This window comes from Lentzea cavernae, from assembly GCF_014653695.1.
Taxonomy (GTDB): domain Bacteria; phylum Actinomycetota; class Actinomycetes; order Mycobacteriales; family Pseudonocardiaceae; genus Lentzea; species Lentzea cavernae.
The window spans coordinates 62,758-76,093 of record NZ_BNAR01000003.1; the positions used below are offsets into that span (position 1 = coordinate 62,758).

Genomic DNA, 13,336 nt, shown 5'->3' on the forward strand with positions numbered 1-13,336 from the left:
CGGGTTGTAGACCCCGTCCACGGCCCCGTACGGTTTTAGTGAACGGTGTTTACAAGAGTTCACGGGATTCACAGCACGGTAACCCAGGAGGCCGTCGTCGATGTTCGCGAAGTGGGGCTCTATCGCATATCGCCGCCGGTGGGTGGTGTTGATCGCGACCGTACTGCTCGCGGTCGTCGGCGGTGTGTGGGGCATCGGCGTGTTCGACAAGCTCAGCCAGGGTGGTTACGAGGCTCCCTCCAGTGAGGCTGCGCGGGCCGACAAAGTAGCCGAGGAGGCGTTCGGGCGGCAGAACGGTGATGTGATCGTCATTTATCGCGGCGATTTCGCGAACCCGCTCGAGCTCAAGAAGGTCGCCGACCACATCAGCGGCTTCCCCAAGGACGACGTCCTCAAGGCCGTCGGGCCGGTGCCGTCGGACGACAAGCAGCAGGCGCTCGTCGCGATCACGCTCAGCAGTGGTGACTCGAACGAGCAGATCAAGCAGTTCCAGGACGTGCAGCCGCAGCTGAAGATCGACGGCTTCACCGAGCAGGTCGGTGGGCTCGTGCCCACCCAGAAGGCCATCAACGACATGTCCCAGGAGGACCTGACGCGCGCGGAGATGTTCTCGCTGCCGCTGGTCCTGCTGCTGCTCGTGATCATTTTCGGCGGTCTGGTCGCGGCCAGCCTCCCGGTCGTCGTCGGCGGGCTCGCGATCATGGGCGCGCTCGGCGTGCTGCACGTCGTCGCGCTGTTCGCCGAGGTCAACTCGTTCGCGGTCAACGTCGCGTCGTTGCTCGGCCTGGGCATGGCGATCGACTACGGGCTGTTCATGGTCGGGCGGTTCCGCGAGGAGCTGGCGCAAGGGCGCACCACCGAACAGGCCGTCGGCCGCACGGTCGCGAGTGCCGGACGCACCGTCGTGTTCAGCGCGACGCTGCTGGTCATCGCGCTGGCGGGGCTGCTGCTCTTCCCGCACGGCTTCCTGAAGTCCCTCGCGTACGGCGGCGTGGCCTCGGTCGCGATCGCGGCGCTGGTCTCGGTCACGCTGCTGCCCGCGCTGCTCGGCGTGCTCGGCAAGCGGGTCGACAAGCTCGCGATGCCGTGGCGCAAGAAGGAGCCGAGCGAACGCGGCTGGCGCAAGCTCAGCGGCGCGGTCATGAAGCGGCCCGTGCTGATCGCCGTGCCGATCATCGGTGTGCTCGTCGCGCTCGGGTCGCCGTTCCTCGGCGTGCAGTTCGGCCAGGTCACCGAGAAGGTCCTGCCCGAGGGCAACGCCGTGCGCGTGGCCACGGAGAACATCAACCAGAACTTCTCCGCGCTCTCCAACACGGGCTTCAAGATCGTCGTCAAGGGCGGCGACCAGGCCGCGGTCCAGGAGTTCCTGGGCGAGGTCGGGAACGTCCCCGGTGTCGGCGAGGTCCAGCCGACCGGTGCGGACAAGGGCGTCACGGCCGCGTCCGCGGGCCTCGACACCGACGCGCTGAGTGACGAGTCGAAGCAGGCGCTCAAGGACGTCCGGGCGCTCGAACCGCCTGCGGGCGCCGAGGTGCTGGTCGGCGGCAACACCGCCACGGTCAGCGACTCGCTCGACGCCATCGCGGACGGGCTGCCGCTGATGATCGCGCTGCTGGTCGGCGCGACGCTGGTCCTGATGTTCCTCGCGTTCGGCTCGGTCGTGCTGCCGATCAAGGCCGTGCTGATGAGCGCGCTGTCGTTGTCCGCGACGTTCGGCGTGCTGGTGTGGGTGTTCCAGGAGGGCCACTTCGCCGACTGGCTCGGCGTCACGCCGGGACCGCTCGAGTCCGGCATCGTCGTGCTGATGGCGGCCATCGTGTTCGGTCTGTCGACGGACTACGAGGTCTTCCTCCTGAGCAGGATGGTCGAGGCCCGCGGTCAAGGCGCGACGACGGAGGAGGCGGTGACCACCGGTCTCGCCAAGACCGGTCGCGTGATCACCTCGGCCGCTCTGCTGCTGATCGTGGTGACCGGCGCGTTCGCATTCTCGCAGGTCGCGATGATGCGGTTCGTCGGCGTCGGCATGATCCTCGCGCTGGCGCTCGACGCCACCGTGGTCCGGATGCTGCTCGTGCCCGCTGTCATGAAGCTGCTCGGCAACGCCGCGTGGTGGTCACCCGGTCCGCTCAAGAAGATCCAGGAACGCCTCGCGCTTCACGACGAGCCGGTGGACGACCTGGACGACTTCGACGACGAGGTCCGCAGGCCCGTACCGGTCGGCTGAGGCGGGAAGGCGACCAGGGCCGCGTCGAACGGGCGCGGCCTCGCCTCCTGCAGCTCACCCGTCTTCATCCGGTACGTGGTGAGCACCGCGTTCGTGCTGTCCAGCACCGTCGTCGTCGTGCCGGTGGCGAGGAAGACCCTCGTGTCCCCCGGCGCGATGGCGACGCTCGGCGCGTCGATGGGCAAACGTTCGCGCACCGTCATGGTCGCCGCGTCGAGGACCACGACCGAACGTTCCTTCGGCAGCGTCAGGTAGACCGTGGCGCCGTCGGGGGTGACGGCGATGCTGCCCGCTCCCCTGCCGACCTCCACCGCGCCGACGACCTGGTTCGTGGTCGTGTCGATCACCGACACCGTGCCGGGCGTGGAGCCTCCGAGGCGCATGGCGCTCACGTAGAGGCGCTTGCCGTCCGGTGAGATCGCGAGGTGCTGCGGCAGCCCGCCCACCTGCACCGCCGAGGTCTGGAACGCCGTCGCCGTGTCGATGAGGCCGACAGTGCCGTCCTGCGAGTTGGCGACGTAGAGGATCTTGTTGTTCGGGTGGACCGCGAGGCCCTGCGGCTGCCCGCCGGCCTTGACCACGGCGACCATCTGGAAGTTCTCCGGGTCCACCACCGCGACGCCGCCGCCGGCCGAGACGTAGAGCCGCTGGCCGTCCGGGCGCATCACCGCGTGCGAGAGCTGGACCTGCGTGAAGAGCCTGTCGACGATCTCACCGGTCGCCGGGTCGACCACGGTGATCGCGCCCGTCCACCCGTTGACCACGTAGAGGCGCCGCCCGTCGGGGGACACCGCGACACCCGTCGCGCGGCCGCCGGTGTCGGCCTGCACGAGAACGGTGCCGTTCCGGGTGTCGACGACCTGGACGAGACCGGTCTTCCCCACCACGTACGCAAGCGGTGCGACCGATGCGGAGGAAGTGGTCGTGTACTCGTGCCCTTGGTGAACACCCGTCGCCGCGAAGGCCGCTGAGAGCGCTAGAACCGCGGCCACGAGGCGTGGCTTTGCCATACGGCCGATGGGAACACTTCCGGGTGCTTTCGATCCACTTCAGTCACTCGGTCGAGGGAAATCTTTGCCTGGACGTAGTACGACCGTGGCCCGCGACGGGCGGGCCACGGTGGCACGACTAGTAGTGCTGCGGAGCCGTCGGCTGCGGCTGCTGCGGCTCCGGGGTCCTGGCCGACGTCACGAGCTTGGCGTACCGGGTGCCCGCGGTGAGCAGGACCAGACCGGCGCCGAGGAACGCCAGCACGCGGGCGATGCCGTCGAGCGCGGAGAGGTCGAACAGCACCAGCTTCACGACCGCGGCACCGACCAGGATGAGGCCGGAGATCCGCAGCGCCTTGTTGTTGATCCCCTTGACCAGCAGGAACAACGCGGCGATCGTCCACGACACCGTGACCACCGAGTGTCCGAAGAGGAACCCGGTCTCGTCCGGCGACACGAGCAGCGCCGCGCACAGCACCACGCCCGCAGCGCCGTAGAGCAGCACGAGCCCGGAGACGATCCACGGGAACGGGTGCTTGGCCGGCTCGCGCAGCACCCGCATCTTGAGCGCGGCCCACGGCAGGACGGCCGCGAAGACGCCCAGCACGACCGCCGTCACCAGACCGGCCGCGTAGTCGCCGGGGTCGACGTTGCGGAAGAACCGCGGCTCCTCCACCAGCCAGGTGATCGGCACGGCCAGGCCGATCGTCATGAAGAACCCGAGCAGGCCGAACGCGATCGAGCCGACCAGCGCGCTCTTCTTGTTCAGGCGCGCCGCGAGGAACGCCAGCAGCACCGCCTCGGCCAGCACGATCGCCGTGCGGACGTTGCCGTCGAGCGCGATCACCGTGGTCTGGAACAACGCGAGCATGCCCGTCGCACCGGCCGCCGTCGTGAACGCGCGCGGCAGGTCGGGGACCATCCAGATCGCCAGCAGCACGGCGGCGACCGCACCGGCGAGGATCGAGTTGGCGGGGTTCGTGAGCAGCGTCGTCGCGAACAGCGACGGCAGCGCCGAACCCGCGATCAACGCGATGGCGACGACGTCGTCGGGGCGCTTGCGGACCGTCAGGAACGCCACGGCGATGCCGACGACGGTCGTGGCGGCGGCGACGCCCACGACGGTCCACTCGAGGTTGCGCGGGATGGCGTTGGCGGTGGCGAGCAGCGAGGCGAGGATCGGCGGGAAGCCACCGGCGATCGCGAGCCCGGGCCAGTTGCGCTTGAGCTGGACCGGCGTGCTGGCGAGCTTCAGCACCAGCAGGAACGCCACCAGGAGCACCGAGAAGCCCTCGGTGATGATCGGCGAGCACAGCGCGCACGCTGCGACGACGGTGACCGCGAGCGCTTGCGACTCCCACTTCAGCGCGAGCACGACACCCGCGGCCGCGACACCGAGCCCGACGACGAGACCGACGCCTTCCGGCAGGTAGTGGTAGAGGCTCGTCGCGGCGATCACGTCGAGGTAGAGCCCGGCGAAACCGGTGAACGCAAGCGCCATCGCCCCGGTGTGACCGGCGGGAGTGCGGTGCAGCCGCATGCCGATGCCGATCAGCGCGGCGCTGAACACGGCACCGCCGACGACGCGCGGCAGCGGGCCGAGCCAGCCGCGCTGCACGGCGAGGACCAGCAGCAGGACGAAGCCGAGCACGGTGATCGCGCCACCGACCCACGCCAGCAGCTTCGCGCCGGCGCCGTCCTTGCCGAGCTTCTCGAACAGGGTCTCGCGCGGCTGCTGCGGTGCCCACGGCTGCTGCGGCGGGTGGGGCCAGTGCCCCTGGCCGGGCGGCGGGAACGCGTGGCCGGGCGGAGGCGGCTGCTGACCGGGGAACTGCGGGCCGGGAGGCGGCGGCAACTGGGTCGAGGCGGCGGCCTGCGGCGACCACGGGTTCGGCTGCTGGGGCATTCCGGCGGACGGCGCACCGGCGGGCGGCGTTCCAGCACCGGCCGGCTGCTGCGGCACGCCCAACGGGTGCTGCGGCGCCTGGCCCTGCTGCGGCACCCCGGCCGGCGGCGTCGGAGCAGCGGCGGGCACCTGGGCCTGCCGTACCTCGTCGGGTGCCTCGATCACCGCGGTCGCGGTCGAGGCGGAGTGCTCGCGCATCTCCGAGCTGATCGTCGAGAGCCGCTGCCCGATCGCGGCGAGCTCCAGGGCGAGGCGCTGCTCGTACCCGAGGCGATCCTGTCCGTCCATGTGATCAGGGTGAGGCAGAGCACGCCCAGTGACATCCGTACACCTACTCATCCGCTTGACTAGATACATGTGTAATCGATTAACTACTGCTCCGTGACGACCATGAAGGACGTCGCGCAGCACGCGGGGGTCTCCACGGCCACCGTGTCGCGCGTGCTCAACGGCCATGCCGCACCGACTCCCGAGACGCGTGTGCGCGTGCTCGCCGCGATCGAGGAACTCGGCTACCGGCCCAACGCCCTGGCGCGATCCCTCAGGACCACCAGCACCCAGACCCTCGGTCTGGTCATCAGCGACCTGATGAACCCGTTCTTCGCCGAGATCGCCCGAGCGGTCGAGGACGAAGCCCGGTCACACGGCTACTGCGTCGTGATCGGGAACGCCGACGAGAGCGCCGAGCAGGAGGCCACCTACGTGCGCACCCTGCTCGACCGCCGGGTGGACGGCCTCCTGCTGTGCCCCGCGACCGACGACCCGAGTCTGGTTCGCGAAGTGAGCGCAGGCGGCGTGCCGCTCGTCCTGCTCGACCGGACGGTCAGGGGCGCCACATGCCCCGTCGTCCGCGCTGACGGCAGCGAGGCGTTGACCTCGCTCGCCCGGCGGCTCGTCGGCGCCGGCCACACCCGCATCGGAGTGATCGCGGGTCCGCCGAACACCTCCACCGGAAGAGAGCGGACCGACGTGCTCACCGGGTCGCTCGGCGGCCTCGCGCAGGTCGTGCACGGCGACTTCCGGCAGGCGAGCGGCAGTCAGGCCGCCGCCAAGCTCCTCGACGGCGGCGCCACCGCGCTCGTCGCGATGGACAACCTGATGGGCCTCGGCGCGCTGGGCGAGATCAGGGCCCGCGGCCTGCAGATCCCGCACGACATCGCGCTCGCGGTGTTCGACGACCAGCCGTGGTTCCCGCTGCTCGACCCGCCGATCACGGTCATCGCGCAGCCGACCGTCGAGATGGGCAAGGCCGCCGCGCGCAGCCTCCTCGCCCTGATCGACGGCCGGCAGCCCGACGACGTCCGCCTCACCGCGAAGCTCGTGCTGCGCGGCTCCCTGGGGGAGGCCGAGCTGTGAACACCCTCATCGCGGCCCGCGGCATCACCAAGCACTTCGGCGCGACCAAGGCGCTGGACGGCGTCGACCTCGACATCTTCGCGGGCGAGGTCCACGTCCTGCTCGGCGAGAACGGCGCCGGCAAGTCCACGCTGGTCAAGGTCCTCGCGGGCATCCACAGCCCCGACGCCGGCACGATCGAGGGCCACGCGAGCCTCGCCGTGATCCACCAGGAGCTGGCGCTGGTCCCCGAGCTGTCGGTCGCCGAGAACCTGTTCCTGAACAGGCTCCCGCGCAGGTTCGGGTTCGTCGACCGCGCCGAGATGCGCCGCAGGGCGCCGGAGCTCCTGCGCCGCGTCGGCCTGGACGTCGACCCGGACGCCAAGGTCGGGGACCTCGGCATCGCCCAGCAACAGATGATCGAGATCGCCCGCGCGCTCGACAAGGACGCCGGCGTGCTGATCCTCGACGAGCCGACGGCGGTCCTCACCGACACCGAGACCGACCGCCTGCTGCGGATCATGGCCCAGTTGCGGGACAACGGCGTCGGGCTCGTCTTCATCACCCACCACCTGGACGAGATCCAGCGCGTCGCCGACCGCATCACGGTCCTGCGCGACGGCAGGTCGGTGGGCGTGCTCGGCCCGCGCGCCACCCCCCAGCACATGATCGAGCTGATGGTCGGCCGCCCGATCGACGAGCAGTACCCGCGCGCACGGCAGCGCCCGGGCACGCCGTTGCTCAGCATCCAGGGCCTGACCAGGCGCGGGGTCTTCGAGGACATCAGCATCGAGGTCCACGCGGGCGAGGTCGTCGGCATCGCGGGGCTGGTCGGCGCAGGACGCACGGAGGTCGCGCGCGCCGCGTTCGGCGTGGACGCCTACGACCACGGCACGGTCGCGGTCGACGGAAAGCCGTTGCGCCGCCACGACGTGCAGGCCGCCATCAAGGCGGGTCTCGGCCTCGTCCCGGAGGACCGCAAGGGCCAGGGCCTCGTGCTCACCGCGACCGTCGGGCAGAACCTCGAGCTCGTCACGCTCGACGACCGCGACCAGTCCAGGCTCCACGACATCGCGGGCAAGCTCCGGATCAAGGGCCGCGTCGAGCAGCCGGTGAAGGAGCTCTCCGGCGGCAACCAGCAGAAGGTCGTCATCGGCAAGTGGCTGCTGGCCGACCCGAAGGTGCTGATCCTCGACGAGCCCACCCGCGGCGTCGACGTCGGCGCCAAGGTCGAGATCTACGAGCTGATCAACCGCATGACCGCGCAGGGCCGGGCCGTGCTGCTCGTGTCCAGCGACCTGCCCGAGGTGATCGGGATGAGCGACCGCGTCGTCGTCATGGCACACGGCCGCGTGGCCGGTGAGCTGCCCGAGGGCGCGACCCAAGACCAGGTGATGGCACTCGCCGTGCAGGAGATTCCAGCGTGAGCACGATCAGCATCCGCAAGTACGCCAGTGAGAACGGTGCTCTGGCAGGACTTCTGGTCCTCGCCCTCGTCATCGCCCTCATGCAGCCGGCGTTCCTCAACGCGCAGAACCTGCTCAACGTCGGCGTGCAGGCCGCGGTCATCGCGATCATGGCGTTCGGCATGACGTTCGTGGTGGTCGCGGGCGGCATCGACCTGTCGGTCGGCAGCATCGCCGCGCTGGCCGCGATGGTCGGTGCGCTCACCGCGGGCCCGCTCGGCCTCGTCGTCGGCGCCCTCTGCGGTCTCGTCAACGGCGCGTTGATCAGCTACGGCAAGCTGCCGCCGTTCATCGCGACGCTGGCGATGCTCAGCGTCGCCCGTGGTCTCACGCTGGTGTTCTCCGAAGGTCAGCCGCACGAGACCGACGCCGTGGTCACGTTCCTCGGCTCGAACCTCGCGCCCAGCCTGCCGTTGCCGCTGCTGCTGATGCTCGCGTTCTTCGGCGTCACGGGCCTGATCCTCACGCGCACCAACCTCGGCCGCCGCATGTACGCGATCGGCGGCAACGAGGAGGCCGCGAAGCTCAGCGGCATCGACGTGCGCCGGAACAAGCTCTGGATCTACGCGCTGTCCGGCCTGTTCGCCGCCGCCGCGGGCCTCGTGCTCGCGGGACGGCTCGGGTCCGCCGGTCCGCAGGCAGCGGCCGGTTACGAGCTCGACGCCATCGCCGCTGTCGTCATCGGCGGTGCGTCGCTGTCCGGTGGTGTCGGCCGCGCCACCGGGACGTTGGTCGGCGCACTCGTGCTCGCCGTCCTGCGCAACGGCCTCAACCTGCTGCAGGTGCCGCCGTTCTGGCAGCAGGTCGTCATCGGCGTGGTGATCGCTCTCGCCGCGCTGCTCGACTCACTTCGCCGTCGCTGAGAAAACCCGCAACAGGTAAGGAACACACCAATGAAGGTGACCCGACGGATCGCGCTGACGCTCGGTGCCGCAGCTCTCGTGGCGACCGGATGCAGCGGGACAGGGGCGTCCGGAGACATCACCATCGGCCTCGCGGTGTCCACTCTGAACAACCCGTTCTTCGTGGAGCTGCAGCAGGGCGCGCAGGAGATGGCCGACAAGCTGGGCGCCAAGCTGACCGTGGTGGACGCGCAGAACGACGCGACGAACCAGGTCAACCAGGTGCAGACGCTGGTGACGCAGGGCGTCAAGGCGATCATCCTCAACCCCGTGGACACCAAGCAGTCCGCGCCCGCCGCCAAGGCCGCGGAGCAGGCGAACATCCCGTTGATCGCGGTCGACCGCGCCGTCGAGGGCAAGGTCGCCGCCGAGGTCGCCTCGAACAACGTCTCGGGCGGCAGCCTCGCGGCCATCGAGCTCGGCCGCGCCACCTCCGGCGAGGTCGCGCACCTCAAGGGCATCCCGGGCGCGTCCGCCTCGCGTGACCGCGGCCAGGGCTTCGAACAGGGCCTCAACAGCGGCAACATCAAGGTCGTCGCCACGGCCGTCGCGGACTTCGACCGCGCCAAGGGCCTCAACGAGACCACGAACCTGATGCAGGGCACCCCCGGCATCAAGGGCATCTTCGCCGAGAACGACGAGATGGCGCTCGGCGCGATCAAGGCACTCGGCGGCCGTGCCGGCAAGGACGTGCAGGTCGTCGGCTTCGACGGCACGCCCGACGGCCTGAAGGCGATCCAGGACGGCACGCTCGCCGCGACCGTCGCGCAGCAGCCGAAGCTCCTCGGCTCCAAGGCCGTCGAGCAGGCCGTGCACGCGGCGAAGAGCGAGGCCGTTCAGCAGGTCGTGGACGTCGAGGTCAAGGTCATCACGCAGAAGAACGTGGCAGAGTTCGTCAAGTGACGCAGACTCTGCTCGTTCTCGGGTCCGCCAACGCCGACCTCGTGGTCGAGGTCGGCAGGCGGCCCGCCGGCGGTGAGACCGTGCTCGGCGGCGACACCGTCGTGCTGCCCGGTGGCAAGGGCGCGAACACCGCCGTCGCCGCCGCTCGTGTCGGTGCCTCCGTCGCGCTGGTCGGCGCCGTCGGTGGTGACGGGTACGGCTCGCTGCTGCGCGAGTCGCTGGAGTCGTCGGGCGTCGACACGGCTCTGGTGAAGACCTCCTCCCGTCCCACGGGCATCGCGTACATCACCGTGACGCCGGACGGCGAGAACTCCATCGTCGTGTCCCCCGGCGCCAACTTCGACGTGTCACCGTCCGATGTGGATGGTCTGTCGTTCGAGGGCGCGCAGGTGCTGACGTGCTCGCTCGAAGTGCCGCTGGAGACGGTGGTCCGCGCGATCGGCGCCGCCTCCGGTGCGGGTGTCCGGACCGTGCTCAACCTGTCACCGGTGGCGGAACTGCCCGCGGAGACGTTGCGGCAGCTCACGGTTCTGGTCGTGAACGAGCACGAGGCCGCGCAGCTCGCGCCGGACTGGAGCGACCTGCTCGCGCTCGGCCCCGACTCGGCGATCGTCACGCTCGGCGCGCGCGGTGCCGCCGTGGTGCAGCGGTCCGGTGTCGTCGAGGTGCCGGCGGTCGAGGTCGCTGAGGTCGTCGACACGACCGGCGCCGGTGACGCGTTCGCGGGCGCGCTGTCCGCCCGGCTGGCCGAGGGCGACGACCTGGTGAAGGCCGCGAAGTACGCCGCGAAGGTCGCCGCGCTGTCCGTCACGAAGGCGGGCGCGCAGCCGTCCTACCCGACGGCCGCCGAGGTCGGCTGACCTACGACCGCACCGCCGCGCGGTCGTCGAACAGGTCCTCGTCCGGGAGCACGTACTTCCCGGCGTCCGGTGTCCTGCCCGGCGCAGGCCCGTCCGGCATCTCCGGCTGGACGGGCGGCGCGGCGACCTGGCCGACCGGAATCCCGCGCGGTGCCCTGGACTTCTTCGCGGGCGCGCCGCTTCCGCGGACGACGTCGCCACCGGGGTTGCCGATCACCAGGTTGCGGAACAGCACGGTCCCCTGGCCCGTGACGCTCATGCCCAGGCCGAACGCGCCGTCGGCCCGCGCGGGTGACAACGCCTCGTCGTTGTCGGAGACCAGGTTGCCGGCGAGCGTGACGTCGCCCCGTTCGGCGTTCGAGCTCAGCCCGACCCGGTTGCCGCTGAACCTGTTGCCCAGCACGAACATCCCGCCGGACGCGTTCACGCCCTCGTAGCCGGTGGCGTTGCGCTCGGCGACGTTGCCGCGCACGACGACGTCGCACGGCCTGCACTGGCCGACGTGGAAGCCGGCGTTCGCACTGCCGCTCGCGTAGCTCTGCTCGATCACGCCGTGCTGGGCGTCGAACGCGTGGATGCCGTACAACGCGTTGTTGCTGGCCGTCACGTACGAGACGCGGAAGTCCCGTTGCGCGGAGATCAGCACACCGTTGGACGTGTGGTTGCGGACCGTCAGGTTCTGCACCGACACCTGCGGCGCGGCGACCACGATCCCGTTGGCGCGCTCGGCGTCGCCGTCGATGATCACGCTGCCCCGCCGGGCGCCCCTGATCGTCAGACCCCTGGTTTTAACGCGCACGGACTCCTCGTAGACACCGGGGGCGACGAGAATGGTCGTACCCTCGCGCGCCGCGTCGACAGCCTGTTGGATGGTGCGCAGCTCAGCCGGAACGGCGATCTCGTGGCCGAGGTCCGGTCGAGCCGCCGCGCATCCGGCGATCAGGAGCACTGCGGTGAGGGCGTACGGAAGGCGCACGGCTCACCGTACTGCTCCGAACGGCATACTTCGCGCGCGGACGCACCATTGGTCACACTGAACTGTCTTGGGTGAACGGTCGAAGGGTATGGTCTAGACCATGTCGAGCACGCGCCTCAGCGGTGTCGGTGTCAGCAGCGGCCGGGCAACCGGCCCCGTGGTGAGGGTCGCCGAAGCCCTGCCCGAACCCCCCGCCGGTCCGCGACCTGCGGACACAACAGCCGAAGCCGCGCGCATCCGCCCGGCGACCGAGGCCGTGGCACAGCGCCTGATGGAGCGCGCGAAGACGGTCGAGGGCGACGCCCGCGCCGTTCTGGAGACCACGGCGGCGATGGCGGGCGACCCGTCGCTGATCAAGTCCGCCGAGAAGCTCGTCGCCGACGAGTCGCTGCCCGCCGCCCGCGCGGTGCACCAGGCGGCCCAGAAGTTCATCGGCGCGCTCCAGGCCGCCGGTGGTTACATGGCCGAACGCGCCCGCGACGTCCAGGACGTCCGCGACCGCGTGGTCGCCGAGCTCCTCGGCCTGCCCGCGCCCGGCGTCCCCGACCTGGCCTCGCCGTCCGTGCTGGTGGCCCGCGACCTCGCGCCCGCCGACACCGCGGGCCTCGACCCGGCGAAGGTCCTCGCCCTGGTCACGGAGGAGGGCGGCCCCACCTCCCACACCGCGATCCTCGCGCGTTCGCTGGGCATCCCGGCCGTCGTCGCGTGCCGCGGCATCCTGGCCTCCGGGCTCGCCGCTCTCGACGTCGACGGCGACACCGGCCAGGTCCGCGAGTCGGACGGCAAGGTCCGCGCGGCCGGCACCGGCAAGAAGGCCGAGTGGAACGGCGTCGGTGCGCTCAAGGACGGCCACCGCGTGAAGGTCCTGGGCAACGTCGGCTCCCCGGCGGACGCGACTGCGGCTGCCGCCGCGGGTGCGGAGGGCGTCGGCCTCTTCCGCACGGAGTTCTGCTTCCTCGACGCAGCAGAGGAACCGACCGTTGCTGAGCAAACTGCTGCTTACGCGGCTGTACTGGCGCCGTTTGCGGGCAAACCCGTTGTGGTGCGCACCCTCGACGCGGGCGCGGACAAGCCGCTGGCGTTTCTGAGCCCGGACCCCGAGCCCAACCCGGCCCTGGGCGTCCGCGGCCTGCGCGTCGCCTTCGACCGCGCCGAGGTCCTCGACCGCCAGCTCGAAGCCATCGCCGCCGCGGCAGCGTCCTCGGGCGCCGACGTCTCGGTCATGGCCCCGATGGTCGCCACCGCCGCCGAAGCCGCCTGGTTCGTCGAACGCGCCCGCGCCGCCGGCATCCAGCGCGCCGGCGTCATGGTCGAGGTCCCGTCAGCGGCGTTGCTGGCCCGCGAGATCCTTCAGGTCGTCGACTTCATCTCCATCGGCACCAACGACCTGGCCCAGTACGTCTTCGCCGCGGACCGCCAGCTCGGCGGCGTCGCGGCCCTGAACGACCCGTGGCAGCCCGCGCTGCTGCGCCTCATCGCCCTCGTCGGCGAGGCCGCCACCGCCACAGGCAAGCCCGTCGGCGTCTGCGGCGAGGCAGCAGCCGACCCGTTGCTCGCGTGCGTGCTCATCGGCATGGGCATCACGTCCCTGTCGATGAACCACACGGCACTCACGACCGTCGGCGCGAAGCTCGCGACGACCAGCGTCGACATCTGCCAGCTCGCCGCCCGCGGCGCACTGGCGGCAGCCGACCCGGCCTCGGCCAAGCTGGCGGCACGCGCCCCGCACTAGTCCTTCACTCGATCGTGTGATCAACGTGGGGGTGACGCCCCCA

Annotated in this window: 10 protein-coding genes; 7 read left to right on the forward strand and 3 right to left on the reverse strand. The window is 70.8% G+C overall.

The features are described 5' to 3' along the window. Positions 1-145 precede the first annotated feature (145 nt). A complete protein-coding gene (locus tag IE307_RS10315) occupies positions 146-2,224 on the forward strand; it encodes an MMPL family transporter (RefSeq protein WP_229904593.1) in 2,079 nt (692 codons plus the stop codon). On the opposite strand, the gene IE307_RS10320 is transcribed toward IE307_RS10315, so the two are convergent. Both IE307_RS10320 and IE307_RS10325 read right to left on the reverse strand, forming a co-directional pair. Then, on the reverse strand, positions 2,155-3,234 hold the full coding sequence (locus tag IE307_RS10320; protein ID WP_191297684.1) for a beta-propeller fold lactonase family protein: 1,080 nt from the start codon (positions 3,232-3,234) through the stop codon (positions 2,155-2,157). The genes IE307_RS10315 and IE307_RS10320 overlap by 70 nt on opposite strands. Before the next feature lie 118 nt (positions 3,235-3,352). Next, a complete protein-coding gene (locus IE307_RS10325) occupies positions 3,353-5,407 on the reverse strand; it encodes a DUF2339 domain-containing protein (RefSeq protein WP_191297685.1) in 2,055 nt (684 codons plus the stop codon). 102 nt (positions 5,408-5,509) lie between these two features. On the opposite strand from IE307_RS10325, the gene IE307_RS10330 reads away from it, so the two are divergent. Genes IE307_RS10330 through IE307_RS10350 form a run of 5 tightly spaced genes read left to right on the forward strand, consistent with a single transcriptional unit; the run spans position 5,510 to position 10,585 of the window. Then, the gene (locus tag IE307_RS10330; protein WP_229904689.1) at positions 5,510-6,475 is read left to right on the forward strand and encodes a LacI family DNA-binding transcriptional regulator; all 966 of its coding nucleotides are present in this window, start codon (positions 5,510-5,512) and stop codon (positions 6,473-6,475) included. After that, positions 6,472-7,881 carry a sugar ABC transporter ATP-binding protein gene (locus IE307_RS10335; RefSeq protein ID WP_191297687.1) on the forward strand — a complete coding sequence of 470 codons (1,410 nt, stop codon included), beginning with the start codon at positions 6,472-6,474 and terminating at the stop codon, positions 7,879-7,881. The genes IE307_RS10330 and IE307_RS10335 overlap by 4 nt, the downstream gene beginning before the upstream one ends. After that, complete coding sequence (locus IE307_RS10340) at positions 7,878-8,783, forward strand: ABC transporter permease (protein WP_229904594.1); 906 nt, start codon at positions 7,878-7,880, stop codon at positions 8,781-8,783. The genes IE307_RS10335 and IE307_RS10340 overlap by 4 nt, the downstream gene beginning before the upstream one ends. 30 nt (positions 8,784-8,813) lie before the next feature. Continuing rightward, positions 8,814-9,725 carry a substrate-binding domain-containing protein gene (locus tag IE307_RS10345; RefSeq protein ID WP_191297688.1) on the forward strand — a complete coding sequence of 304 codons (912 nt, stop codon included), beginning with the start codon at positions 8,814-8,816 and terminating at the stop codon, positions 9,723-9,725. Then, complete coding sequence (locus IE307_RS10350) at positions 9,722-10,585, forward strand: ribokinase (RefSeq protein WP_191297689.1); 864 nt, start codon at positions 9,722-9,724, stop codon at positions 10,583-10,585. Before IE307_RS10345 ends, IE307_RS10350 begins: the two co-directional genes overlap by 4 nt. Before the next feature lies 1 nt (position 10,586). Here IE307_RS10350 and IE307_RS10355 read toward each other — a convergent pair whose 3' ends face one another. After that, the gene (locus IE307_RS10355) at positions 10,587-11,561 is read right to left on the reverse strand and encodes a right-handed parallel beta-helix repeat-containing protein (protein ID WP_191297690.1); all 975 of its coding nucleotides are present in this window, start codon (positions 11,559-11,561) and stop codon (positions 10,587-10,589) included. A 100-nt stretch (positions 11,562-11,661) separates the two neighbouring features. Here IE307_RS10355 and ptsP point away from each other — a divergent pair, with 100 nt between their 5' ends. Continuing rightward, positions 11,662-13,293: a phosphoenolpyruvate--protein phosphotransferase gene (ptsP, locus tag IE307_RS10360; protein ID WP_191297691.1), complete on the forward strand. Its 1,632-nt coding sequence runs from the start codon at positions 11,662-11,664 to the stop codon at positions 13,291-13,293. The last annotated feature ends 43 nt before the right edge of the window (positions 13,294-13,336 follow it).

Excerpts from the sequence above, each read along its gene's own strand:
- ptsP (WP_191297691.1), top strand. The coding sequence starts at position 11,662 with ATGTCGAGCACGCGCCTCAGCGGTGTCGGTGTCAGCAGCGGCCGGGCA.
- IE307_RS10345 (WP_191297688.1), top strand. The coding sequence starts at position 8,814 with ATGAAGGTGACCCGACGGATCGCGCTGACGCTCGGTGCCGCAGCTCTC.
- IE307_RS10330 (WP_229904689.1), top strand. The coding sequence starts at position 5,510 with ATGAAGGACGTCGCGCAGCACGCGGGGGTCTCCACGGCCACCGTGTCG.
- IE307_RS10320 (WP_191297684.1), bottom strand. The coding sequence starts at position 3,234 with ATGGCAAAGCCACGCCTCGTGGCCGCGGTTCTAGCGCTCTCAGCGGCC.
- IE307_RS10325 (WP_191297685.1), bottom strand. The coding sequence starts at position 5,407 with ATGGACGGACAGGATCGCCTCGGGTACGAGCAGCGCCTCGCCCTGGAG.